A 25,836-nucleotide genomic window follows, 5' to 3' on the forward strand; every position below is an offset into this window, starting at 1 on the left:
CGATATTGAAGAGCAGATCCGTGAGGTCTATAATTTTGAGGTATCCACTTCCACCATATCTAGGATCACGGAAAGCATATCGGGTGATATAGTCGCTTGGCAAAATCGCCCTTTGGAGCCTGTCTATCTCATTGTCTGGATGGACGGTATCGTCTTCAAAGTACGCGAAAACTCCAAGGTCATCAACAAAACGATCTACATTGCCGTTGGTCTGCGCCGAGACGGAAAAAAGGAGGTGCTGGGCCTATGGTTGGGCAAGAACGAGTCGGCTGCTTTCTGGATGAGCGTACTGACCGACATCAGGGCCCGTGGGACCGAGGACATCCTGATTACTGCCACCGATAACCTTAATGAATTTACGGATACTATCAAAAATGTCTTTCCGGAATCCAAGACCCAGATCTGTGTGGTCCACCAGATCCGAAATACGTGCAGGTACGTCGTATGGAAGGACAAGAAGGCCTTCACCGCGGACATGAAGCATATATACAACGCCCCCAACCAAGAGGCCGCCAAGATGGCCCTAGAGGATTTTGCCCAGAAATGGAAAGACAAATACTCCTATGCCATAAAGAGTTGGAGGGACAACTGGGAAGAGCTCACGGTATTCTTTGAGTTCCCCATAGAGATCAGGAAAATAATCTATACTACGAACCTTATCGAGAACCTGAACGGGAAAATAAGAAAGTATACCAAGAACAAACTTTCCTTCCCTACGGACGATGCGGTGATGAAATCCGTATATTTGGCAGTGAGGGAAGCGACCAAAAAGTGGTCTATGCCAGTAAGGAACTGGGGAATCATTCTAAATCAGTTCCTAACGATCTATGAAAAAAGGGTCAGACTTTAAATAAAAGTCCAACCCCTGTTATTTTAAACTTACACAGTTTACGGGATAGTGTCTTAAAAAACAAATTATAACAGCACAGCTATTTATCACTCTTAATCCCCCTTCCTGTAATTAGATACTTTAATGTTTTACTGCTGAAAGTTTAATCACAAACCCTGTGAGGTTGACCGTCTCTAATCTTTTACTCTCCCTCCTGAATACTAGATCGGTTTGTATTTGTTAATTTAGTTTTTTAACAACACAACTTTTCTTATTCAAACGTTGACAACAAGCATTAAAAAAATGAAAAAACAGTTTATTACAGTCTTATTAATAATCCTAACATTCCAAGTTTCTACTGCGCAATCTGAAAATTTACAATGGTTAGATATTGAATTATCTAATTATAAATATCCTTATCCTGTTGCCTCAATCCAATTAAATATACAAGAACAGAATTTAAAAATGGCTTATATGGATATTAAGCCAGAGCACTATAACGGTAAAAACATTGTACTACTTCACGGAAAAAATTTTAATGGTGCCTATTGGAAGACCACAATAGAAGCCTTAACTAATGAAGGTTATCGTGTAATAGTTCCAGACCAAATAGGATTTGGGAAATCGTCTAAACCCACTCATTTTCATTACACATTTCAGCAATTAGCACAAAATACCAAGGCCTTATTAGCCACCTTAAAAGTAGATAAAGTCTCTGTATTAGGACATTCTATGGGTGGGATGTTAGCTACTAGATTCGTTTTAATGTATCCTGATATTAGTGAAAAACTTATTTTAGAAAATCCAATTGGTCTAGAGGATTGGAAATTAAAAGCGCCCTATAAACCTGTAGAATGGTGGTATAATAATGAACTAAAAATAACCTATGAAGACATAAAAAAATATCAGTTAGTTAATTATTACGATAATAAATGGAAACCCCAATACGACGAATGGGTAAATTTACTTGCTGGCTGGACACTAAACTCCAATTATAATACCATTGCCTGGAATAATGCCTTAACTTTTGATATGATTTTTACGCAACCTGTGGTATATGAGTTTAAAAACATTAGCACACCAACATTACTCATTATTGGCACTAGAGACCGAACCGCGCTAGGGAAACCCTTGGTTACTGAAGAAGTGCGAAAAACTATGGGATTGTATAACGAATTAGGAAAGAAAACGCAAAAGGCAATACCTAATTCAGCGTTAGTTGAATTAGAAAACGTGGGACATTTACCCCATATAGAAAAATTTGAAAGCTTTATTAATCCCTTAATACGATTTTTAAAAAAATATCGATAACCGACCTAGGCCTAGATAGTACCAACAAAAAATGCCTTTCTTGGTAAATATTTTTCCTCATTCTATTTTATCCAAACGCTTCAGAAATAATTAGAAAGTGTAACCGATATAAATAGTATTAAACCTTAATAAGAACAGGATAGGAGATTATCCTATTAAGCCCTTAAAACTAATTGTAGTGAATTTACACCTACTTTATACTTTTTCAGTCTAAATTTAAAACAAGTTCCATAAAAAAAATGATTTATCATATTAAAAATGTGTCCGAAATTTAAGGTAAACTAACAATGCTCAAATCATGCCTATTATGGAAAACAACTATAAGACTTAATAGAATCCTCGGAAGATTTTATTCTCATTTAGTAAGTACCTATCAAATAATATAGCAATTAATAAACTAGAAGGTAAAACAGTTTTAATTACAGGTGGCGCTTCTGGAATTGGTAAAATAATGGTTCGTTTACTATTAGAACGAAATGCCAAGGTTATCATCTGGGATATTAATCAAGAAAAAATAGATGAAACAATAGCGCAATTCTATAACATAGGGAAGGTTTTGGGTTACCATGTAGCTGTTTCCGATATAGCGCAAATACAAGAAACAGCTAAAAAAGTTAAACAGGAGATAGGTATTGTTGATGTATTGATCAATCATGCTGGAATAATCGTTGGTAAATATTTTAGTGAGCATACGGTATCTGATATTTCTAAAACAATGGAAATTAATTCAAATGCTCCTATGCATATCACCAAGGTATTTCTTGATGATATGATGGAACAGAATTATGGTTACATTTGCAATATTGCTTCATCTGGAGGGCTCGTTTCCAATCCTAAAAAGTCTGTTTACGCTGCAAGCAAATGGGCGCTCATTGGTTGGTCTGATAGTTTGCGATTGGAAATGAAACAATTGAATAAAAAGGTGAATGTTACCACCATAATGCCTTACTACATCACTACAGGAATGTTTGATGGTATACAATCAAAAATACCAATACTTGAACCAGAAGCTACAGCACTAACCATCGTGAAAGCCATTGAGAAGAATAAAAAAATGTTGAGTATTCCTGGGTATATATACAGGTTTACACGCTTTGGTCAGGCTATAATGTCGATAACTGTTTTTGATTGGTTTGCGGGAGATGTTCTCGGAATATACAAAACAATGGAGCATTTTAGAGGTCGTAAAAAGTAGTAATATTTTAGGGGGCATTGGAAAATTCACCTGATACTTTAGAACTACACTTTTACTTTTAGCCGGCTTAAATGCGGACTATTGTGGGAATTTATATTACAATAAGTAACATACAAAATATTATTTTTGTGGCGTCTTTTAAACTAGGTATTTCAATACAAAGGTGTTAGACCTAGTTATCATTAAGAATGCATATAGTGAACTCTATTTAAGTAAGCTCTTCAAACTCAATATACTTAATTTTTATGAAATACATATTTCACTTATTAATCCTTACAACCCTTACTATTGGCTGTAAAGACACTTCTAAGCAAAACGAAATTGAAAAGCCATCACAAATTAAGCTTGAGAAAAGTGAAGAAAAACTAACGGATAGCATTCAGATAAAAAACATTCAAATAGGTTCGGAAACCACTTATGACAAGAATAGATTTCATTCTTCTTACCCAAGCACTACCTATCCTTTCATTAATGATCACCAGGAAGAATTCACCCAAACCTACTTAAATGAATTTAAAAATGCAGCAAAAGAGGAAGATGATAATGCTGTTGCAGGATTAGATTTTGGTCAACATTTTGAAGTAATAGCAAGTTCACCTTCCATTGTTGCTTTTTTAATAGAGCGTTATACTTCTTATGGGAACAACTATGACACACAATATTTTACACACATTTATGATTTAAAAGAAAAAAAGAGACTTCAATTCTCGACTCTTTTTTCTCCACAAGAAAACTTTGATAAGCTTGCTGAAATTGTTAAATCGAAAACAGAAGATATTTTAAAAGAAAAAATCAATTCAATGGAAGGTCTAACAAATAGTGATAGAAATACTATTTGGAAAAGCACCCTAGACATGATTGATGAAGGAACCAAACCTACCGATAAAAACTACCATGCCTTTTCATGGGATAAATCTGGTACCCTAACTATTTATTTTGATAAATATCAAGTAGCATCAGGTAATCATGGGAATATTCAAGTAACACTTTCTCCAAAAACCTATCAACATTTAGTGTCTGAAAAGTATCAATCTGTATTTCATATACAACCGGAAAAAATAGACACATCCGCATCATCCATAGCGCGCGACAGTATTTCCAAAGAAACGTTTGAAATAGACTGCAGCAAAGAACCTTGTATAGCGATAACCTTTGATGATGGTCCAGCCAAACACACTACACAACTTTTAGACATATTAAAAAAGCATAATGTAAAGGCTACATTTTTTGTTATAGGTAAATCTGCCAAAGTGCAAAGGAACACCCTGTTAAGAGCTTACAAAGAAGGACATCAAATAGGAAATCACAGTTGGGATCATAAGGATCTAAAAAAGCTATCGGAGGAAGAAATTGCTAATCAAATAATTAAAACTAATGATGTAATATCAAATATCACAGGGGAAGAAGTGCAGATCTTGCGTCCGCCTTACGGCTCTATTAACGACATGGTAAAAAATAAAGCCAATATGCCCATAATTTTATGGAATTTAGATCCATTGGATTGGAAGGATCGAGATGCTGATACAGTAGCAAAAAGAATAAGTGAGGCTAATTTAAATGGAATAGTATTGGCCCATGATATTCATAAATCCACCGTAGAAGCTATGCCCGAGGTCATATCTCATTTTAAAGAAAAAGGATATCATTTAGTAACCATAGACAATCTGTTTGCTGATAAAAACCTAGCAAATGGAAAAGTTTATGATCGTAGACGATAATAAAAAAAGGGAATATTTTATTTTTCTTCTAAACAATTCAATTGATCACGGAACGGGCTAATGGTAGAATTCTATAATCTCACTTTTTGAATAAAAGAAAACTATGAGCAAACACAATTTTACGGAACAAACAAAAAAAGCTTTTCCGTGGCTGATAATGATTTTAATGTCGTCCGTGACATTTGTAGGAATTCTGTCCGAGTTGATGCCTTCGGGTGTTCTTCCGTTAATGATGTCCGATTTGAATATCAGTGAAGTGCAAACGGGCAACCTAGTGGGATACTACGCTATAGCTTCCGCTATTTTTGCAATTCCGCTCATTTCTGTGACCATGCATTTTAACCGTAAATATTTATTGTTGCTTTTGCTTGCTGGCTTCGCTATTTCCAATATTATAGACGGACTTGTTCACAATTATACGATCATTATAATTCTTAGAATTATCGGTGGAATTTGTGCTGGGGTAATGTGGCCAATGATTGCCGCTTATGGGATGAGATTGGTAGGTGTAAAGCATCATGGGAAGGCTATCGCAGTTATCATGGCAGGGACTACATTAGGGATTAGTGTTGGGATGCCTATTATGACCACCATTGGTAATGATTATGGCTGGCGAACAGAATTCATAGGGCTTGGTATTGTTATTATCGGTATTGCTTTAATCAGTTTATTTGCTTTACCCTCAATACCCGGGGAGAAACTAACTAAAAGCTCCTCCCCCTTTACACTATTAAAAATTCCAGCAGTTTTAATTGTGCTGCTGCTTACGTTGCTTGGCGTAATTGCACATTATGGTGTCTATGTATATATCACAAGCCTTGTGGATGAAATTCAGCTAGTTGGTGGGGTTGAACGGGCGTTATTATTTTTTGGGATTGGGTCTTTAATTTCTGTCTTATTAGCTATAAAATACACCGACAAACACCTTAGATTGCTCACTATCCTAATGTTTGGCTTGCTGATTATCGCCATGATTATTTTTCTAACATTAAGTAAAACAACTATAATGGGATATGCTGCCTTTTTTTTATGGGGACTTTCATTTGGTCCCTTAGTAACTTTGTTGCAGGCAGCGGTGAGCAGACAGGTAGATACTGCCAAAGACGTCGCTACCTCTGTTCAGTCTTCTGTATTTAACTTCTCCATTATGATGGCATCTTCCGCCGCGGGAATGTTGCTCGGAATGTACTCGCCCATGAGTTTAATTTATCTTGCCATTGCATTGTCCATCCCAGGTATAATTATTTCATTTTTATCTAAAAAGGCGTTAAGCTGACCTGTAGATACTCTATTATCTTTAAATTAAATCAGTCTTTTAAAGAATAAGATGAAAAAGGGTTTATTGGTTAAATATCAATTCTTTAAATAAAGAATACAGAACCTTTAGATTATAATTGGTAATTTTAAAAAACATAAATTCTAAAAAATAAGACGAATGAATTATAAGAATATTACCGTAGCGGGAAGTGGTGTTCTAGGCTATCAAATTGCTTTTCAAGCTGCTTTTCATAATTTTAATGTAACAGTTTACGATATTAATGATGAAATGTTAAACAAGGCAAAAGCTAAATTCAGCATAATGAGTAATGCCTTTAAAAGAGATTTAAATGCCACTGAAGAACAGCTTACTGCTGCTTATGCCAATTTAAAGTATAGTTCTAATCTAGAAGAAGCCGTAAAAGAGGCCGATTTATTAATTGAAGCTGTTCCGGAAAACCCAAATATAAAAATAGATTTTTACCAAAAGTTAGCAAAGGTTGCCGTAGAAAAAACAGTATTTGCTACAAATTCATCTACGCTTTTACCAAGTCAGTTTGCCGAAGTAACTGGTCGTCCTTCTAAATTTTTAGCACTTCATTTTGCCAATGATATTTGGAGGAACAATACTGCCGAAATCATGGGGCATCCAGGAACAGATCCTAATGTCTTTAAGGATGTAATAGCTTTTGCTAAAGCTATTGGCATGTTAGCATTGCCCTTACAAAAAGAACAACCGGGTTACATTTTAAACTCTTTATTAGTGCCTTTTTTAAGTGCTGCAACAAGTATTATGGCTAATGAAGTAGCAGACCCTAAAGTAATAGACAAAACATGGATGAAAGCGACTGGAGCTCCATTAGGCCCTTTTGGGATTATAGATGTTGTAGGTATAAATACGGTGTATAATATCAATAAAATGGCTTCTGAAGAATCAAAAGATCCTTTAAAATTGAAAGCGACCAAATACTTAAAAGAAAACTTTATTGACACCAACAAATTAGGAGTTTCCACCGGGGAAGGATTTTATAAATATCCTAATCCAGCTTACCAGAAAGATGATTTTTTAAGTTAAAATAAGGATTTGTTTATTAACTCCTAACACGGAGCTATTGGATTCTAATCTAGAAATTAAAACATATCAAAACAAGGAAACCCGGGAAGTAACTTTTTTGGGTTTCCTTGTTTTGTAAATGAAGGGATATTACTAAGCGGTAAACACCTGCATTAATAGTATAAAGGCACTTTAGCTTTTATCTTAAAATACGTCCATCCTCCATTTCGATTATCCTATCGGTACGCTTAGCAAAATCCTCGTCATGTGTTACTACTAAAAGGGATAATCCTTCCTCTTCTTTTAACCGTTTAAAAATACTAAATACATTTTCCGAATTATGGCTATCTAAATTCCCCGTAGGTTCATCGCCCATAAGAATAGATGGATTGTTAATTAGCGCTCTAGCAATGGCTACACGCTGCTTTTCGCCCCCCGAGATCCTAGATGCCTTTTGTTGGGCCAAATGATCTATATGCAGCATCCTAAGCTTTTCCATGGCGTCTTGCTCTATTTCTGCATGCGACTTATCTGCTAATTTCTTGGCGGGCAACATTACATTTTCCAAAACACTGAATTCTGATAGCAAATAATGAAATTGAAATACAAAACCGATATGTTTGTTACGGATACGCGAAAGATCTTGCTGCGGTTTCCCCGTTATCAGCTCCCCATTTAAATAGAGCTCTCCCGTATAATCCGTATCCATGGTAGAGAGAATATAGAGTAAAGTAGATTTTCCGCATCCAGACTTCCCCATAATAGAAGCAAACTCCCCCTGCCCTACCTTAAAGGAAATATCCTTAATCACATGAAAATCCTTAGGCTTGTAAAAGTGTTTGTTAATATTTTTTGTCTCTAGAACCAGTTTCATTTTTTCATGTATTAAGTTCCGCGGATGATTTGCACCGGATCTATATGCTTTGCCTTGTATGAGGGCAACCATCCCGCAATAAATGTGGATAGCAATGCAAAGCATATTCCTATAACGTAATAGGATATTTTAAAATTGATGGGATAAGTCGTTATGGTAGGCAATGCCTCGGTCCCAAAAGGCACCTGGTCTATTATTACAGAAAGTACATAGCCTAAGATCAATCCCAATAGACCACCTAAAACTCCAATGATCATTGCCTGACTCATAAAAATCAATTGCACGTCTCTACCAGAAAATCCAGTAGCCTTTAGAATGGCAATATCCTTCATTTTCTCATAAATGAGCATGTTTAAAATATTATAAATTCCGAAGCCAGCTACTATTAAAAGGGTAATAGATACGGCATATGTAATTAAGTTTCTGATGTTAGACCCAGTTTCAAATTGGGCGTTGGCCTGATTGATATCTGTAGCGGTAAGCTTAAACTGACTCACCAAACTCTGGGCCATGGCAGGCGCCATTTCCAAATTGAATAACTTTACATTTATATCCGTGATATAGTTTAAGGGTTCTCCCAAAATACGTTGTACCGTCTTTAGGTTGGCATAACTTTGAATATTGTCTATATCGGCAATTCCACTTTGATAGATACCTACGATTTTTAGAGGGAAAACGTCTCCCCGCACTGTACTTATCTGTACCCTATCCCCCACCGTAAGTGACATTTTTGAAGCTAACCCAGACCCCAATAAAATACCGTTTTCTGTATTCTTAAGCGCCTCGGGATTTCCTCCAATAATATAATCACGCATATTGGAAAGTCGAGTTTCCTCCATAACATCAACCCCTACCAAATTCCCTCCCAGTTCAATGGAACCAGAGAGGTAAAAAATCTGTGCTCGCAGTTGGGGAGTTACCCCAAGTACCCGTTTATCATTCTTTAAATAATGTAAAATGGGAAGGGCATTATGGATTTTCTGCTGGCCTTGCTTTGGTTTTATCGAATGTACCACATTCATGGAATTTTTAAACTGATCGTAAAGAGCCACAGGTTGGTTGGCACTGGGTTTTATTTCGTTATATAGATGAATGTGGGGTGTCTGATTTAAAATAAGGTTATCTAACATTTCATTGAGTCCTGTCATAAAACTGACCAAGGTGATATAGGCCGCAATACCAAAAGTCACACCCAATGAAGCCGTGATCGTAGATTTCATCTTGGTCAGCAAGTGGGTCTGGGCAATTTTCAGTATTACTTTCCAATTGATCATTCCTCTGGTTTTATAAGCGCGGTATTTTCATTGATACCTTCTAGTATTTCTACGCGATCTAAATTTTGTAATCCTACCGAGACCTCCACCCTCCCATTGGGTGTGTTCACTGTATTGCCATCTATAAGATAGGCTTTGGGGATGGTTAAAATATTTTCCTTTTCAGCAATAATTATATTGCCCTCACCCGCCAACCCTGGATATAAGGTCTTAGGAGGGGCGTCAAAAACGGCTTCAATCTTAAAAGTTTGGGAACGCTCGTCTTTTCTGGGATAGATTTTCTTAACTGTTGCCGTAAATATTTCCAAAGGATAGGCATCTAAGCTGATAAGGGCTTCTTGCCCAAGGGATAGTTTTACAATATCTACCTCATCTACCAATAATTCAATCACAAAAACCGAAGCACTACCCACTGCTGCCAAGGGTTCCATTGTACTTACAATTTCTCCTGGCTCCTTAAAAAGCGCATACACTTTCCCATTAATCTTACTGCTTACGGTAAAGTCCTTGGTATTTATCCTTGCCGATTCATAATTATTACGTGCCTGTTGCACATGGGTATGCAACTCTTTCTTAGAGCGGGCGTACCTACTTTCTAAAATATTACGATTATTTTGTGAAAGTTCATAGGCCAAACGTCGGTTATCCAATTCTGCCTTTGATCCAATCTGCTGCGCCCATAACCGCCTTTGCCGAAAAAAGTTGATGGAATCATTTTTTAAATTTAAGGTTGCTGCCTGTATTTGCTCTTCTAAATCTTTTAATAGCGCTGCACTACCATTATAATTCTCCTCCGCCAACTGAAGGGAAAGTTTTGCATTTTCTGTATTTAGTTTCGGGGCGATATTTATGATCTGCAATAAGGGTGTTCCTAGTTGCACTATATCCCCTTCTTCCACTAAATTTCGCTCTAAAATTCCACTTACTGCCGCATAAACCCGATACAAGCTATCTGGTTGAACCGTGGCGGAAGCATAAACCGATTCTGTTAATGATGATTTTATTGGAAGTATTTCCTCCTGAGATCCTTTGCAGGAACCCAAAAAAAATGCAGTTAGCACAAGTAATAAATAACGCATGGTTCTTAAATTGGCAATAGTAAAATAACATTAATTTGAGCTGTAAAGACATGAGGAATGTCATTATTCCCTTTAAATTTTATCACAAACTTTAATAATCCTTTCATAATTATTAGTTTTACGTTTTTTATAAGGTATACCCCTTGTAACTAGCTTTTTATGACCAAGGTCATGTAAGCTATATTTAATTTTAATCTAGTACTTACCTTTTTCCTACTGACCAATATCATAGTTTAAACAAGTAGGTGGATCTATTTTTATAGAAACCGATAATTGGAGGACTTATGAAAAAAATATTAATTCCCACAGATTTTTCCGAGAACTCCAAAAACGCCATACGTTATGCGCTTGATTTGTTTAAGGAGACTCCTTGCCATTTTTATGTACTGTATGTTAATGTAGATGGTTTAAAGCATTTTGAAAAACCAGCTTATAATTTGGGTACTAACATTTTGGTAGACAGGAAGCCTAAAATGATAGAGGAGAAATTAAAAGATGTAGAGAGCTTTATAAATTCCGCTTCCGCCAAGGATTCGCAGCATCAAATTACTACGATTTGTGAAGAAGGTTTTTTTCTTAAAGCCATACGAAGACATATTTTGGAAAAGAATATAGAACTTATTGTTATGGGAACCCGTGGAGCTACGGAAATTAAGGAGTTTTTTATGGGCAGCCATGCCGGGGATGTAATCACTAAGGTAGAATGTGATGTTTTAATTATCCCAGATAAAGCGCGTTATGCAGCGTTTAAACAAGTAATCTTCCCAGTAGATTTTGAATCGCCCCTAAGTGAAGAGATCATTAAAACCACCCGACAGTTAATCGGTTCGCATAAAACTCACATTAAACTACTCTATATCACCAAATCTGGAATCTCACTAATTAAAGAGATAGAAACATTACAAAAGCAGTGGATAGAAAAGCTAGCCACAACCTTACTCAATCCTACTAGCTTTCACAGGGTAGTCGCCAGTAAGATTGAGCACGGTATTGACCATTTTGCCAAAAGCACCAAAGCCGACCTCATTATTATGATTTCCAAAGATTATGGGCTACTACATAGACTGTTTTTAGACACCACGGTAGAAGAAATCGGCTTTTGCACGAAAATTCCTCTTTTATCCATTCAAGGTTCCTAACTTGAACAATTTTAAGCTGACTTTTATCATGTTAATTGAAAATTGGCTATTTTAATTTTACTATATTATACTAAATTCAACACTATGGTTCGCATTCTTTTACCCACCGATTTTTCTGATAATTCTTTTCAGGCTATTCAATACGCTACGAAAGTCTATAACAAGACTGAATGTATTTTTTATTTATTACACACCTATACCCCAGCCGTATATCAATCTGACTACCTAATGGGAAGTCCAGAACAAATAGAATTGGGAGATATATTGCAAAAAAGCAGTACCAATCAATTAGAGAAACTAAAAAGTAAATTGGAGGATTCCAATGGGAATCCTAAACACAAGTTTATTATTCACTCGGCCTTCAACACCCTTTTAGGTGAAATTTCATATATGGTAGACGAAGAGAAAATTGACTTGATAGTAATGGGTACCAAAGGCGCTACAGGTGCACAAGAAATTTTATTGGGGACCAATGCCGTACACGTTTTAAAACGAGCTAAATGTCCAGTATTAGTAGTACCTCCAAATTATGAATACGAGGCTCCCAAGGAGATTTTGTTTCCCACCGATTATGAAATCACCTATGAAAAGGAAAAAATGAGCCCACTACTTTCCATAGCAAATCTTCATAATTCTAGAATAAACGTAATGCACGTGCGAGCAGGCTACGAGCTTAATCCTACTCAGGAGAAAAATAAGGCCCAACTAGGACAAGTATTAGAGGAAAAAGGACAATTCCATGACGTGCCCGATAACGAGATTATAACAGCTATAAACGAATTTCAGGTAACGTCCAAATCTAACTTTTTGGTTATGGTCCAGAACAAACACACTTTTATAGAGAGATTGTTTATGCAGCCCGTCATTAAAAAAATCGGTTTTCATGTTACTATACCATTTATGGTTTTACCGCAACTTTAAGCTTAAATACACACCAAGCTATATAAAACGCATAGCGCTCGTAACAACTCCGGGGGGATATCAGTCACTTATTATAAAAAATAAGCAGGCAGGTATCCCTCAACTTATTCTTAAAAGCATCAACTGACCATTGTCATAGTTATCCTGCACCTGCTACTTTATATTTACATAAGCAACTCCTAAAAAAGGGAACTCATGATCAAAAGAATACTAGTTCCTACCGACTTTTCAAAAAATGCGCTTAATGCAGTGCGATATGCCCTAGATCTTTATAAAAAGATAAACTGTGAATTTTATTTACTAAATGTTTTTAGGCTAGACAGTTATACTACAAGTAACCTTTTGGTTCCTGAACCTGGAAGTACGGAGTATGAAAATGCTAAGGCAGAATCTGAGGAAGAATTCACAAAACTATTAGAGATGATAGCCCTGCATCAAGATAATTATAAACATACCTATTACACCATATCCTCTTATAATTTTTTATCGGAGGCCTTAGAACAGACCATTGCCAATAAAGATATCGATTTGGTGATTATGGGAACCCAAGGGGCCTCAGGAACGAAGGGGGTTATATTTGGCAGTAATACGGTCAACACCATGGAAAAAGTCAGGGAATGTCCAGTATTGGCAATTCCAAAAAAAGTGCAGTTTACAGCGCCAAAGGAAATTGTTTTTCCTACCGATTTTAAATCCCGATACAAAAGAACGGAATTGAAATATCTCTTAGAAATTGCCAAAATACACCAAGCCATCATCAGAGTAATCTATGTGAATAAAAACATGGATTTAAATGAAACTCAAGAGAAAAACAAACAATTATTAAAAGAGATCTTTGAGACTGTAGACCACAGTTTCCATACCATATCCAAAAAAGATGTAGCCGATGGAATTACCGCTTTTGCAGATAGTAGGAAGAGCGATATGATTGCTTTTATCAATCGGAAACACTTTTTATTTGGCAGCATATTTTCAAGGCCGTTAGTTAAAGAGATAGGTTATAATGCTACCATTCCAATTTTGGCGTTACCCTAAAAAAATATAAAAAACTATGAAAAATTTTAGAATTTGGATGGACAAGAAAAAAGCGCACATTGTGAGGCTTGCTGGGCAACACGAAGGGTTTGGAAGTATCCTATCTGAATTTGAATTTTATAGACCATCTGGTGGATCTGGTACTAAATCCGCAAAATGGAGACCCCCAAGATGTAATACAAGACAACAAGTTACTTGAAAGGGAAAAGCATCCGTTAAAGATGTACATCATCCAGCTTGGAGATGCCATTATAGAGGCAGATGCCTTAGCACTTTTTGATCCTAGAGATACGAACGAAAAGTTTAAAAAAGAAATAACCAGCAATTACAAGTCTATAGCTACAAAACTAAAAACGGTCATCAAATTAGATAGCATGACAGAAAACCAAGTGAAAGCTTTGGTGCGAAACTATTTTAATGAAGGGAAGTAGTTGATTAAAACATAATAGAACACCGCTAAAAGGCTACGTTTTTTTGGCGGAATAATAGGTCACATCATATGATAGAATTACTCGACTTTTTTGATAATCCCATTGTTACAAGGGTTACAAAACTTATACTATGGGTGGTCTTCATTGTTCTAATCATAGGATTTTTGAGGAAGCTTTTAAAAAAGCGGATAAGTGATGTATCTATACGGTATAAAGCCCAAAAAGGAGTGGAAGTATTTGGGTATCTGCTTATCGGTTTATTAATATTGCTATCCTTTACCGTAGAAAATATCGAAAACTACACCGTAATCATTGGTCTTTTTACTGCTGGGATCACCTTTACGCTGCAGGAACTTATCCTTAGTATAGCAGGCTCTTTTTATATCTTCTTTGTTCGGGTTTACAAACCTGGAGACCGGATAGAGATTAATGGAATTAAGGGAGATGTTATTGATATAGATAGTATTTACACCACTATGATGGAAATTGGCGAATGGGTAAGTAGCGATAATTATTCGGGTAGAATAGTGAAAATAAGCAATGCTTTTGTCTTTAAGGGTCCCATAAAGAACTATTCCATGGATTTCCCATTTGTTTGGGACGAATTGGATATCCTAATCACGTTTGATTCAGATGTGGAATTGGCTAAAAAAATAATGTTGGATACCGCTACAAATCTGCTTTCGGAATATACGGAAAGCTATTTGGCAAAATGGGAGGAAATGGTAGCTCACTATTATATTGAAAATGCAAGACTAGAGCCAACCTTAGCCTTACGTTTAACGGATAATTGGATTGCGATAAATTTAAGATATATCACAGATTACAAGTTGAGGAGGGTAACAAAGAATAATTTATATTACCATATATCACAGGCAGTTTTGGGTACCTACGGGAAGGTAACCCTAGCATCAACCACACTACAATTACTAAAAATACCCGAATTGGATGTAAACATTAAAAAATAGCTTAGGGATTACGAGTGATCTATTTTAATTTTTAAAAACATGCTAAATGAAATTACTAGTCTATAGCGCCAAAGAATTTGAAATCCCATTTTTGGAAAAAGCCAATAAAGGAAAGTACAAGGTTTCTTTTTATAAGGAAGCCTTAGATACCCATACCGCAATTAAGGCTGTTGGTTACAATACCATTTCCATATTTTCTGGGGACGACCCCTCCCTCGTAGTATTAGAGAAACTATGGGATTTGGGGGTACGCAATATCACCCTTCGCGCTACGGGTCATAACAACATACAAATCCACACTGCAAAACGCTTTGGGTTTAAAGTTGCCAATGTACCTAACTATTCGCCCTATGCTATTGCGGAACATGCTACTTCTTTGCTGTTAACGCTAAATAGAAAAGTTATCTTGGCAAATTTAAGGGCCAAAAACTACAACTTTATTCAAAATGACTTATTGGGCTTTGACCTTAATGGAAAAACGGTGGGTATCATTGGTACTGGGAATGTTGGAGCTGTTATGGCAAGGATTATGCACGGATTTGGTTGCCATATTTTAACCCATGATATAAAACCTAATTTAGACTTGGTTTCTAAATACGGGGCACGATATGCAGGTTTGGAAGAACTTTATTCAAAATCAGATATAATTAGTCTTCATGTGCCTCTAACACAAGAAACGCACTACTTAATTGGTAATTCTGCTTTCAAGATCATGAAAAACAATGTCATTCTGATCAATACGGCCAGAGGCGCAGTGGTAGATACCACTGCCTTGCTAAAGGCCTTAGGGAACCATTTAATTGGGGCCTATGGCACTGACGTGTGCGAAAATGAAAAAGGAACCTTCTTTAGGGACAACTCCAAAACTGGCATTAAGGATGAGCAACTGAAAAAGCTTCTTTCCTTTTCTAATGTACTTCTTACTCCGCATCAAGGTTTTATAACAAGGGAAGCACTTACCAACATTGCAGAATCTACTTTTTATAATTTAGACTGCTGGGCTGAGGGAATAGCTTGTAAAAATGAATTGGGATGGCAGATAAATACATTATAACAACGGACTAAAGACTTTTCCAAAACCTTCTTTTAATTTTTCAATCCAGGGTCTTCCCACATATTCTTGATAGGAAAGCATTGTGCTAATATTGGCATCTTTAAGAAAATCGTTACGGAGCAGCTTTGCAAATTCCCTATCATAAATAATCGCATTTACCTCATAGTTTTGTTCAAAACTACGATCATCCAAATTGGCTGTCCCTATGGTAGAAACCGAATCGTCACTAACAATTATCTTGCTATGGAGGAAACCCTCTGGAAAGAGATAGATTTTTATACCTGACTTAAGCATCGATTCAAAATAAGAGCGCACGCACCACCCCACTATCTTGCTATCTACCTTTTCTGAAACCATAAGACGTACATCTACCCCACTCCGTGCCGTAGTCTGTAACGCCTGCATAATTGCTTGCCCAGGAATTATATACGGATTGGTAATATATAGGTAGTCCGTTGCTTTATTGATAATGGTAAAGCAGGCCTGTTCTAAAGAGGGGAAATCGTCATCGGGTCCACCAGAAACAATCTGCACCAAGGAATCATGCCCTTGTATAAAGGTGGTTTGTGCTACTACCAAGGGGTCTAATATTATTTGGCTGACCAAATACCAATCCATCTCAAAAATAGTATTCAGGTGACTTGCTGCTTCCCCTTCTATTTCAATATGCATTTCGTGCCAATTGCCCAAAGCCGGGTCTCCTTTAAGATATTTATCGGAAATATTTATCCCTCCTGTAAAGGCAATTTTTCCATCTACTACAATTATTTTTCGATGGTTCCTATAATTGAGGGAAGATAGAAAGCGTCCCAACTTAAAAGGAAGAAAAGGATACACCTCTACCCCCACGGCCAGTAATTGTTTTAGGTAGGCCTTACGCAATGAAAAACTCCCTATTCCATCATAAATCATCCGTATTTGAACCCCATGGGAAATTTTCTCTTTAAAAAGCAACAATAAACGTTCTGCAAGCTCCCCGTCTTCAAAAATATAATATTGTAGGTGTATTTGTTTTTGGGCATTGCCCAATGCCTTAAAGATAGCCTCGAAAGTAGTTTTCCCATCTTTTAGAAGATGAATCCCATTATATTTCGTAGGTGGGAAAAAGGAGTTTTTATAAACCAATTTCATTAATTTTCCATACTCCCCATCAAGGGTGGACATATGGGAGGCTGTTGGTTTCGGTAAATTTAAAAACGCTTTTTTTTTTAATTTGAGTAACTTGTTCTTCCTCCTATTTCTTCCCAATAACAAATACAATAAAATACCACCTACGGGAACAGTAAATATGGCCAATAGCCAGGCTAAGGATTTAGACGGTCTTACCCCATGTAGTAGTACCGCAATTACAATAGCAGCAGCAAATAGAAAGTAAAGTGAAACCAGAATTATATACCACATAGTACCCGTATTTAATCGGTGTACTTCAATTTAAGGACCAATGCTAACAATTATCATGATTTTGGTCAGTTTTACAAAAGCCTTTGCGCATTGGGCAGTCCGTATAAATTTGAGATCCTGGGGTAACGAATCTATAAGGGAATCTTTACAAGATTGGGATAGCTAACAATTTCAACCATTTTCTAGTCCAATTAGCAGAAACTCTAATCATCTTATTTTTAACTAGGTATAAAAATAATTTTGCTGATAGGATATCTTTATCGTAATATTACAATCAATTTATATAAAATGGGAGTCACTAAAACTGAAATATTTACAGAAGAGCAAAATACCATTGCCTCATTTGCTAAAGTCCTTGGACATCCTGCAAGAGTTGCAATCTTACAGCACCTATTTAAAATTGACTCTTGTGTTTGTGGGGATTTAGTAAACGAAATAGGACTCGCACAGCCCACCATTTCACAACATTTAAAGGAGCTTAAAAATCTAGGTCTCATTAAAGGCAACGTAGAAGGTACTAGCGTTTGCTATTGTATAGATACTGATAACTGGACCAAAATGAAGGAGATTGTTTTACAGTTTTTAGATCAGGACGTTACAAAAAATACTTGCTGCTAAAATTTTGTAAGAAACTCTTTAGAAAATACAACAACCGTGTACAACTTTTGGGCTTGTCTTGTTGTACACCTCCTCAGCAATACTTTTATTCTCCTTACTACAGTTAACGGCTATACTCCTGCCACCACTTTTTCTAATTTTTGGGTTACATCAGTAGCCAATTCCTTTAAACTATCGTTATCAATTGCCATCATAGATGCTTTTGGGTTTACGGCGGCCACTTCTATCTTGCCCTCGCCTTTCTCTTGAACAATAACATTACAGGGCAGCATAGTACCCACTTTATCTTCTGCCAAAAGTGCGTTATGGGCATATCCTGGATTACATGCTCCTAGAATGGTATATTTTCTAAAGTCAACATCCAATTTGTTTTTTAAAGTATTTTTAATGTCGATTTCGGTCAACACACCAAAGCCTTCTTTTTTTAATTCTTCTTTTACCTTGTTAACCACTTCATCAAAATTGCCTGTTACTGTTTTACTGATATGATATTTCATCTGATCTTATTTAATTATTTAGTTATATGTATTTCCTTTTATTAAAATGTAATTTTTCATAATCGCCAACTTTTAGATGCTAGTTTAAAAAGTAAAGTTATGGCTTAAACCAAACATCTGAAATGATCTTTATCAGGAGTAAATCTGATTTATATTTCTCCTTACTGGCTCATGCTCTTTTAAATTCAACGCTTCTATTAAATTACGATTTTTTGATTTAAAATAACTCAATTTAAAAAAATTGATCCAAATCAATTTGTATCATTACTTCCTTAAGCTGACCAAAATCATATTAATCAACAGTATTAGCTCGTAATTTTGAAATCATCCTGTTCTATAAAGTAAAATCAAGTGTAGAGGTGATGTATTTACTTATTAAGTGCGGCTTACATGATTCGATCCTAGTTACAAAATGGTAACGTTAATTTCCATTCGAAGCTTTATTGGTCTGCCTTATGATAATTGACTTAGCTACGTATTTCACATGTTGTATCCGTATTGGAGAATTAGGTAGTCGAGCAAAAATGATATTTAATACTATATATAAATGAAGAACATACTTGTTGCCACCGATTTTTCTAATAATGCATATTGTGCTCTATTTTATGCAAGCCAATTACTTAAGTCACAGCCATGTACTTTTTATTTATTGAACACCTACAATGAGCTTTCCCTTTTAGAAGGTGAAAAATTACCTGGTTTTGGTGGTAAAAAGGTGATGAAGCAATTGAAAGCAGCATCCGAGGAAGGCTTAGCACGGACATCTTATAGAATTGTTTTGGACACTGGGAATCCCAATCATCAATTTAAGACCATTTCCAAAAAGGGTGATTTAGGGAGAAGAATCCTCAAACTAATTGATAAAAAAGAAATTGATTTGGTTGTAATGGGAAACAAGGGACAAACTCAAGCTGGAGAACTTTTCTTTGGTAGTAATACTATTAAAGTTGTAAATGAGATGACTACCTGCCCCGTACTGGCCATCCCAGGTGAAATGGATTATATATCTCCAAAAGAGATTGCTTTTGTAACCGATTTTAGAACAGGGTGCCAGGCAGAGACAATTTCCCCATTATTAGATCTAATTGCTATAACAGACGCTACAATTAAAATTATGCACATCAATGAAAATAAAGTTCTGAGTGATATACAGGAAACTAATAAGGAAACCTTGCGTACTTGTTTTAACGGAATAGAACATTCCTTTCATGAGATTTATGAATTTAGTGACAAAGCCAAGACTATTGACTCATCTTTGGATAAATATAAAATAGATCTGTTTTCTATGGTACATAATAGACGGAGCCTATTTGAACGATTAACACGTGAACCTGTTATTAAAGATGTAAGCATGTATTCTGATGTACCCTTTTTGGTACTCCCAAATAAAAGTGGTAAATAGTACTTACGGTAATCATTAAAACTTAAAGCCATGGCAGAATTAACTATAAGTGAAAGCACGGGTATACTTAGAAACAATTATAATGGGCACTTATCCTATATATCGCAAGGAAAGCCTTTTGTAGTTCCCATAACGTTTTATTTTGATCCTTCGGATAATAGTATAATAAGTTATACAGGCGAAGGTCACAAAATAGATGCCATGCGAAAAAATCCATCGGTTTCCATGGTGACCGAACAGATTCAGTCGTTAGTAAACTGGAAGTCGGCCTTAATTCAAGGGGAGTTCGAAGAATTGGAGGGTAGTTATGCCAGGCAAAAATTGCATGATTTTTTTGAAGGAGTTAAGAGTATTATCCAAAGAACGGAGAATAAGGAAGTTAACTTTATTAATGAATTTTCTAGCAAGTCCTATGGTAGGGGCACTCCAATTGTTTATAAGATAAAAATCCAAGAGATAACTGGAAGGAAACGGGAGGCGTAAGGCGTATATAACAATTTTATCTTCACAGTCAATGCTTAAATACTTTATGATAGAAATATTAGAATTTAGAGGCACTATTAAGCAAAAAAACTTTATTCGTGATAATAAATACCGCAAGGACAGTTGAACTTAAGGAATAATACGTAAAGACCCATTTACTATAAAACGAATTTAGAATGGCTTGTAGCATGAAAATAGCACAATTTTATAGTTTACTTCTTTTTTAATGCTTCAAATCCCGCGATCACATCAAACAACTCCTCATCTATGGTACTTTGTCTAAGTCGGTTATACCTTAGATTTAACTCACCTAATACTTCATCAATATTCTTTTCCGCTCGCTGCATAGCCTCTAACCTACTTGCATTCTCGGCCGAGAGCGATTCTGCACAAGCTTTATAAAGAGAAACAAATAAGTATTCGCTTATGAGCGTTCTTAACGTACTTTCTTCATCACCTATTAACTCTGGTAGATTTTTTGAAGGCCATTTTATCTTATATATATCTCTATTCCACTCTTCCTCTGGCGGATAAAGTTGTTGACACTCTTGCTGGTACCCCACCATTGGCAAGGGCTTGTTGTGTAATATATAAAAGTGATATGAGTTATTTTTTTTGCGGTATTCTTCACTTAAGATTAAAATGTGGTTTACCAGTGGTGTAATGGCAGATACGGAATTAGGAACATTAAATAGTCGCTTAGGCGTATACCCTTCATCTACAAGCAAGAAATAGGCCCGTTCACCGACGGCCCATATTTCTACCTCCCCTTTTAAGTCTTTTAATGTATCTTGAGCTAAAGCAGCTATAGTTTCATTAAATCTACCCACAAGTCCTTGATCGGACCCAAAAACAACTGCTACAGTTAACTGCTCGTTGTTATTCTCCTTAGTGGCCGCAACGGAAAGTTTTTCGCGTTTTAAAGCTGTATGTAAACCTAGGGAAATGGTACGATAATACTCTTGTAGCGATTGAACCGCCATTTCATATTGAGTAATATTGGAAGTTGCCATGGCTTTCATGGTACGTACGACCGATGCAAGGTCTCCTGCACTTTTTTTTCTTCTCTGAATGCTTATTAATGTATCACTCACCGTTATTAGTTTTAATTTGCGTATCCCTTACTAGACTACCAAGGGCCTCATTTGCCATAGCTAAAATAGTTTCTTCATCTGTTGCACTTAAAGGTTCAGAGGAGATAATACGTCGTAATAAATCGCTAGATAATTGAGTCGCTTTTTTTCTTACCAAGTCTTCGGCCTCTGTAATGCGATTAAGAGGAACTGCATCAAAAAGACCTTTAGTGAGTGCTACAAGAACAAGAATTTGCTCTGTCACGGAAACGGGCTGCATTTCAGGCTGTTTAAAAAGCAGACGAATCCTTTTTCCATGCTCAATAATTTTTTGGGTATCCTCATCTAGGCGGGTTCCGAATCTTGAGAATGTTTCCAATTCCTCCGATTGAGCATAGGCCAATTTTAAATTTCCAGCAATTTTTCTATAGGCCCTCAACTGGGCCTTACCTCCTACTCGTGAAACAGACTTTCCGATATCTACAGCAGGAAGCAATCCTAATTCAAAAAGCTTGGGTGACAAGTAAATTTGTCCGTCCGTAATAGAGATTAGGTTAGTAGGAATATACGCAGAGATATCTTGCGCTTCAGTCTCTACTATGGGAAGGGCAGTTAACGACCCCCCGCCATGATTATCATTTAAGTGGGTAGCTCTTTCAAGTAAGCGCGAATGGATATAAAAAATATCCCCAGGGAATGCTTCTCTACCTGGCGGCCTACGCAATAGAAGTGAAAGTTCTCGATATGCCCTAGCGTGATTGGTAAGATCGTCATAAACAATCAACACATCTTGTCCCTGTTCCATGAAATATTCTGCGATACTTGTGGCCGCATAAGGAGTAATATATTGAAGGCCTGGAGAGCTGTTGCCTTCAGAAACTACCACAATGCTATACTCCAAAGCGCCTTTTTCAGAAAGTTCTGATACAACTTTAGCAACGGCTGCGGTACGCTGCCCTATGGCGCAATATATACATAGCACATCCTTATCATGCTGGTTAAGAATAGTATCAATTGCTATAGATGTTTTTCCTGTTTGACGATCACCCATTATAAGTTCGCGTTGCCCACGTCCAATAGGGATAATCGCATCTATCACTTTTAAGCCAGTTTGCAAAGGAACATTTACCGCCTCTCTACTCATTATAGGTGGTGCAGGTCGTTCTATTGGGTAGTATTCATCATAAGATATTGGGCCTTTATCATCAATAGGGTTTCCTAAGGGATTAATAATACGTCCTATAAGACCTTTACCAACAGGTATGTCTGCCACTCTATGGGTTCTTGTCACTTTGTCCCCGGCTTGTATTTGGTCGTCCTCACCTAAGAGCACAACACCAATATCATCTTCATCCAAATTAAAAGCAATACCATAAATATCATTTGAAAATTGAAGCAACTCTTCAAAGCCTGTACCAGGTAACCCAGAAACTGTAGCAATTCCCGCAGAAACGTTCTTAACCGTTCCCATCTCCTGAAGCTGAGGGCCGGGTTTATAATTCTCTCGTTTATCCCTTATTTCAGTGAAGGTATCATCTAATATTTTATTTAAATTAAGCTGATTCATTATCATTATCTTTGGTAATGCTATTGTTCTTTAAAACCTCTAGATATGCTTCAATATTCCAAGACAGCTGGTAACTTTTTGTATTAATTTCTACACCACTAATCAATTCTGGATCTATGCTATACTGAAAATCTGTTTCTAGACCAGTTATATCCTTAAGGGTTTTTTGAAGGACAGATTTGGAGATAGGTGAAAGTTCAAATGCACTGGTAACGTTTATTATCTCATTATTATTAAACGCATTTTTAAGTTTTGATAAGTTATCCTTATCCAAATTCTCAATTTTATTTATAAATACTTTTACAACTTGCTGGTCTAACTTCGTATCGGCTAGATCGGCTAGTGTTTTCTCTGTGATTGCAAAAACCTCTTCTTTAGTTCTGCGTTTAAGCTTAACAGTTAGGTCCTTTTCTCGTTGTTTAAGGGACGCCTCATATTTTTTTCGCAAAGCGGTAGCCTCCTCTCTTATTCCATGGTACAGGCGCTGTTTTTCCAAATCTGCTTCTTCATATACGCTATTCATTTGTGCTGCACGCTCTTTGTCGAATATGTCATTTTTTTGTAAAAACTTGTCGTATTCTTTTTCTGCCTCGGCTTTTTTTGCCGCGGCATTTTCAAGTTGGGAAGCAATCTTTTTATCTCGCTCATCAATAGCTGTTAATACAGGCTTATATAAAAACCTTTTTAACAACCAAACAAGAACTAAAAAATTGATTATCTGTGCTATTACCGTAAACCAATTTATATTCATTTTTATTTTATTTATATACTGTTTAGGACATAGTATTGCTTAAAATTATATCCAATTTCCACTTATTCTCATTATAATTATTTCATACATCTATTTACCTCTCCCTCGTTTTGAAAATTAAAATAGATAGTCCTACGTCATAAAATTCTTTCTAAAATCCCAGAGAGCGTTATACTTCTAATACTGAAGTAACTCCAGTCTTATCCTAGAAAGTGATTCCAAAAAGGATTTGCAAAAATGAGTATCATTGAGAGTACAAAACAATAAATAGCTGTTGATTCAATCATAGCCAATCCCACAAAGAGTGTCCTAGTAATTGTTGGTGCAGCATCTGGTTGTTGGGCTATGGACTCTAATGCTTTGGAAACTGCTCTTCCTTCCCCTATTGCAGGCATCATACTTCCTATAGCGGTTGTAAAGCCTGCCGTAATAATTGATGCCATTGCTATAATCGTTGTATTATCCATAATTTTACTGTTTATTTAATTTTTAATTACTGAATCTTATCTGATTTAATTTCTAGGGTAAAATATTTTACATTTAGCACTATATAGTCGGTTATAATTCATCATACTCAATTGTTACCGGACCTAGGTGCGTTGGCTTGCACTTTTTTCACCTTTGCATCTTGGGTAGCAGCCGTTATATATACCCCTGCTAGGATAGCGAATATATATGCCTGTATCATTCCGGTTAAAAGCCCTAAAGCACTCATTATTATGGGAAAGAAAAACGGCGCAATGGAAAGCAATACAGAAACAATTAAACCACCACTCATAATATTTCCAAATAACCTTACCGCCAGTGCTAATGTCCGTGAAATTTCGCTAATAATATTAAAAGGCAGCATTATAAAGTTAGGTTGCAAATACGATTTAAGATATCCCTTTAATCCGCCTTCGGCAATTCCAAAAACAGGTACGGCAATAAACACACTAATGGCCAACGCTACTGTTGTTGAAAGAGAACCTGTGGGGGGTTCATACCAAGGAATAATAGACAAAAGGTTTGATGTTGCAATAAATAGAAATAACGTTCCAATAAAACCTATATACTTTTCAGGGTCTTTTAGACCTACTTCTTTAATTTGATCCCTGATCATTATGATCAACATTTCTAAAACACTTTGCCACCGTGTGGTTTTGATATTCGATTTTAAACCGCGAGTAATGGCCCATGCCCCGAGTACCATGAGCAACATTAGTGCCCATGTGGTAACAATGGTAAGGTTTAACTTTACAAACCCGTACTCCCAAAAAATCATTTCATCGGGACTAAGTCTCATCGCTCATTTGATTTATAATTGGAGTTTCCAAACTCTTCTGTTTGTGGGTATATCGGGTAATTACTACTCTAGCTATTAAAAAGCCAACTAGGCATGCTAACATCTTTTGCCAACTGTTAGCACCTATATAGTAAAAGCCTAGAAGTATAATTAACATCCTTAAAATTAAGCTGCCCGTAAATATTAATCCTGCTTTTGAAGAACGTAGTCCAACCCTTACAGTATACCAAAGTCCACCAAAAAAAACAACTCCAAGTACGATCCCTGCAAATAATGCTGGAATTACGATTATAACGTCATTCATTTCCATCTTTATTCGTGTTATGTATTTCCTTATCTTCTTTTCTAACCCAGTTCCAAGCGATTAAACAACCTAGTATTAAGCCCATAAGCAACAAGCTAAGGGTCCAAGAAAAATCTTGATCAAAATTTTTATCGAGCCATATACCAAAGGCTGCTCCTAGTATAGTAGGAACCGCAATTGACCAACCAACTAAGCCGAAGAGCCCCAGGCCTGCCCATACGCTTTTATTGCTACGCTGAGCCTGTAATTTTCTTTCTTCCTTATCTCCCACTATATTGCTGAGAGACTTGTTCTTAGGTCTGTTATTTTTCGCCAC

28 protein-coding genes are annotated in these 25,836 nt (G+C 36.3%); 16 read left to right on the plus strand and 12 right to left on the minus strand.

Translation table 11 applies throughout. From position 1 onward, the window contains the following. The 6 genes from G466_RS0113340 to G466_RS0113365 form a co-directional block, all read left to right on the plus strand. Positions 1-850: IS256 family transposase (locus tag G466_RS0113340; RefSeq protein ID WP_026814122.1), on the plus strand; the 850-nt coding region annotated here is incomplete at its 5' end. A gap of 282 nt (positions 851-1,132) precedes the next feature. Then, positions 1,133-2,140, plus strand: coding sequence for an alpha/beta fold hydrolase (locus G466_RS0113345; protein ID WP_034235644.1), 1,008 nt, complete (start codon positions 1,133-1,135; stop codon positions 2,138-2,140). Between the two features lie 388 nt (positions 2,141-2,528). After that, entirely contained in the window at positions 2,529-3,335 is an 807-nt protein-coding gene (locus G466_RS0113350) for an SDR family oxidoreductase (protein ID WP_026814124.1), read from the plus strand. A 245-nt stretch (positions 3,336-3,580) separates the two neighbouring features. Next, positions 3,581-5,053: a polysaccharide deacetylase family protein gene (locus G466_RS0113355; RefSeq protein WP_026814125.1), complete on the plus strand. Its 1,473-nt coding sequence runs from the start codon at positions 3,581-3,583 to the stop codon at positions 5,051-5,053. Positions 5,054-5,156: 103 nt separating this feature from the next. Then, on the plus strand, positions 5,157-6,329 hold the full coding sequence (locus tag G466_RS0113360) for an MFS transporter (RefSeq protein WP_026814126.1): 1,173 nt from the start codon (positions 5,157-5,159) through the stop codon (positions 6,327-6,329). Positions 6,330-6,488: 159 nt separating this feature from the next. Continuing rightward, positions 6,489-7,385 (plus strand): 3-hydroxyacyl-CoA dehydrogenase, encoded by an 897-nt coding sequence (locus tag G466_RS0113365; protein WP_026814127.1) that lies wholly within the window; start codon positions 6,489-6,491, stop codon positions 7,383-7,385. Positions 7,386-7,563: 178 nt separating this feature from the next. On the opposite strand, the gene G466_RS0113370 is transcribed toward G466_RS0113365, so the two are convergent. Genes G466_RS0113370 through G466_RS0113380 form a run of 3 tightly spaced genes read right to left on the minus strand, consistent with a single transcriptional unit; the run spans position 7,564 to position 10,591 of the window. Beyond that, a complete protein-coding gene (locus G466_RS0113370) occupies positions 7,564-8,238 on the minus strand; it encodes an ABC transporter ATP-binding protein (RefSeq protein WP_026814128.1) in 675 nt (224 codons plus the stop codon). Positions 8,239-8,249: 11 nt separating this feature from the next. After that, the gene (locus G466_RS0113375; protein ID WP_026814129.1) at positions 8,250-9,512 is read right to left on the minus strand and encodes an ABC transporter permease; all 1,263 of its coding nucleotides are present in this window, start codon (positions 9,510-9,512) and stop codon (positions 8,250-8,252) included. Then, entirely contained in the window at positions 9,509-10,591 is a 1,083-nt protein-coding gene (locus G466_RS0113380; protein WP_026814130.1) for an efflux RND transporter periplasmic adaptor subunit, read from the minus strand. Before G466_RS0113380 ends, G466_RS0113375 begins: the two co-directional genes overlap by 4 nt. Before the next feature lie 284 nt (positions 10,592-10,875). Between G466_RS0113380 and G466_RS0113385 the strand changes: the two genes are divergently transcribed. The 7 genes from G466_RS0113385 (at position 10,876) to G466_RS0113410 (ending at position 16,139) form a co-directional block, all read left to right on the plus strand. Beyond that, positions 10,876-11,730, plus strand: a complete 855-nt coding sequence (locus tag G466_RS0113385; RefSeq protein ID WP_026814131.1) for a universal stress protein — start codon at positions 10,876-10,878, stop codon at positions 11,728-11,730. 84 nt (positions 11,731-11,814) lie between these two features. Next, a complete protein-coding gene (locus G466_RS0113390) occupies positions 11,815-12,651 on the plus strand; it encodes a universal stress protein (RefSeq protein ID WP_026814132.1) in 837 nt (278 codons plus the stop codon). 195 nt (positions 12,652-12,846) lie between these two features. Beyond that, the gene (locus tag G466_RS0113395) at positions 12,847-13,686 is read left to right on the plus strand and encodes a universal stress protein (protein ID WP_026814133.1); all 840 of its coding nucleotides are present in this window, start codon (positions 12,847-12,849) and stop codon (positions 13,684-13,686) included. Between the two features lie 16 nt (positions 13,687-13,702). Further along, the gene (locus tag G466_RS24480) at positions 13,703-13,885 is read left to right on the plus strand and encodes a hypothetical protein (RefSeq protein ID WP_240488303.1); all 183 of its coding nucleotides are present in this window, start codon (positions 13,703-13,705) and stop codon (positions 13,883-13,885) included. Positions 13,886-13,907: 22 nt separating this feature from the next. Beyond that, positions 13,908-14,117 (plus strand): hypothetical protein, encoded by a 210-nt coding sequence (locus G466_RS24485; protein WP_240488304.1) that lies wholly within the window; start codon positions 13,908-13,910, stop codon positions 14,115-14,117. Between the two features lie 68 nt (positions 14,118-14,185). Further along, positions 14,186-15,085 carry a mechanosensitive ion channel family protein gene (locus tag G466_RS0113405; RefSeq protein ID WP_026814134.1) on the plus strand — a complete coding sequence of 300 codons (900 nt, stop codon included), beginning with the start codon at positions 14,186-14,188 and terminating at the stop codon, positions 15,083-15,085. A 46-nt stretch (positions 15,086-15,131) separates the two neighbouring features. After that, on the plus strand, positions 15,132-16,139 hold the full coding sequence (locus G466_RS0113410; protein WP_026814135.1) for a 2-hydroxyacid dehydrogenase: 1,008 nt from the start codon (positions 15,132-15,134) through the stop codon (positions 16,137-16,139). Here G466_RS0113410 and cls read toward each other — a convergent pair. Further along, a complete protein-coding gene (gene cls, locus G466_RS0113415; RefSeq protein ID WP_026814136.1) occupies positions 16,134-17,540 on the minus strand; it encodes a cardiolipin synthase in 1,407 nt (468 codons plus the stop codon). The two genes, G466_RS0113410 and cls, sit on opposite strands and share 6 nt — an antisense overlap. Positions 17,541-17,828: 288 nt before the next feature. On the opposite strand from cls, the gene G466_RS0113425 reads away from it, so the two are divergent. Continuing rightward, positions 17,829-18,158, plus strand: coding sequence for an ArsR/SmtB family transcription factor (locus G466_RS0113425; protein WP_026814137.1), 330 nt, complete (start codon positions 17,829-17,831; stop codon positions 18,156-18,158). A gap of 110 nt (positions 18,159-18,268) precedes the next feature. On the opposite strand, the gene G466_RS0113430 is transcribed toward G466_RS0113425, so the two are convergent. Next, the gene (locus G466_RS0113430; RefSeq protein ID WP_026814138.1) at positions 18,269-18,655 is read right to left on the minus strand and encodes a DUF302 domain-containing protein; all 387 of its coding nucleotides are present in this window, start codon (positions 18,653-18,655) and stop codon (positions 18,269-18,271) included. A gap of 547 nt (positions 18,656-19,202) precedes the next feature. On the opposite strand from G466_RS0113430, the gene G466_RS0113435 reads away from it, so the two are divergent. Further along, a complete protein-coding gene (locus G466_RS0113435) occupies positions 19,203-20,057 on the plus strand; it encodes a universal stress protein (protein WP_026814139.1) in 855 nt (284 codons plus the stop codon). A gap of 30 nt (positions 20,058-20,087) precedes the next feature. Further along, positions 20,088-20,540: a pyridoxamine 5'-phosphate oxidase family protein gene (locus tag G466_RS0113440; protein WP_026814140.1), complete on the plus strand. Its 453-nt coding sequence runs from the start codon at positions 20,088-20,090 to the stop codon at positions 20,538-20,540. Between the two features lie 212 nt (positions 20,541-20,752). Here G466_RS0113440 and G466_RS0113445 read toward each other — a convergent pair whose 3' ends face one another. From G466_RS0113445 to G466_RS0113475, 7 genes are all read right to left on the minus strand, one after another. After that, on the minus strand, positions 20,753-21,634 hold the full coding sequence (locus tag G466_RS0113445) for a F0F1 ATP synthase subunit gamma (RefSeq protein WP_026814141.1): 882 nt from the start codon (positions 21,632-21,634) through the stop codon (positions 20,753-20,755). Then, entirely contained in the window at positions 21,627-23,180 is a 1,554-nt protein-coding gene (locus G466_RS0113450) for an alternate F1F0 ATPase, F1 subunit alpha (protein WP_026814142.1), read from the minus strand. The genes G466_RS0113445 and G466_RS0113450 overlap by 8 nt, the downstream gene beginning before the upstream one ends. Continuing rightward, a complete protein-coding gene (locus G466_RS0113455) occupies positions 23,167-23,931 on the minus strand; it encodes a F0F1 ATP synthase subunit delta (RefSeq protein WP_026814143.1) in 765 nt (254 codons plus the stop codon). The genes G466_RS0113450 and G466_RS0113455 overlap by 14 nt, the downstream gene beginning before the upstream one ends. 200 nt (positions 23,932-24,131) lie before the next feature. Next, a complete protein-coding gene (locus tag G466_RS0113460) occupies positions 24,132-24,398 on the minus strand; it encodes a F0F1 ATP synthase subunit C (RefSeq protein ID WP_026814144.1) in 267 nt (88 codons plus the stop codon). Positions 24,399-24,505: 107 nt separating this feature from the next. Next, entirely contained in the window at positions 24,506-25,216 is a 711-nt protein-coding gene (locus G466_RS0113465) for a F0F1 ATP synthase subunit A (RefSeq protein ID WP_026814145.1), read from the minus strand. Further along, entirely contained in the window at positions 25,206-25,520 is a 315-nt protein-coding gene (locus G466_RS0113470) for an ATP synthase subunit I (RefSeq protein ID WP_026814146.1), read from the minus strand. Before G466_RS0113470 ends, G466_RS0113465 begins: the two co-directional genes overlap by 11 nt. Then, complete coding sequence (locus G466_RS0113475; protein WP_026814147.1) at positions 25,513-25,836, minus strand: AtpZ/AtpI family protein; 324 nt, start codon at positions 25,834-25,836, stop codon at positions 25,513-25,515. Before G466_RS0113475 ends, G466_RS0113470 begins: the two co-directional genes overlap by 8 nt.

The organism is Arenibacter certesii DSM 19833 (assembly GCF_000429545.1).
In the GTDB taxonomy this organism is placed as follows: Bacteria; Bacteroidota; Bacteroidia; order Flavobacteriales; family Flavobacteriaceae; genus Arenibacter; species Arenibacter certesii.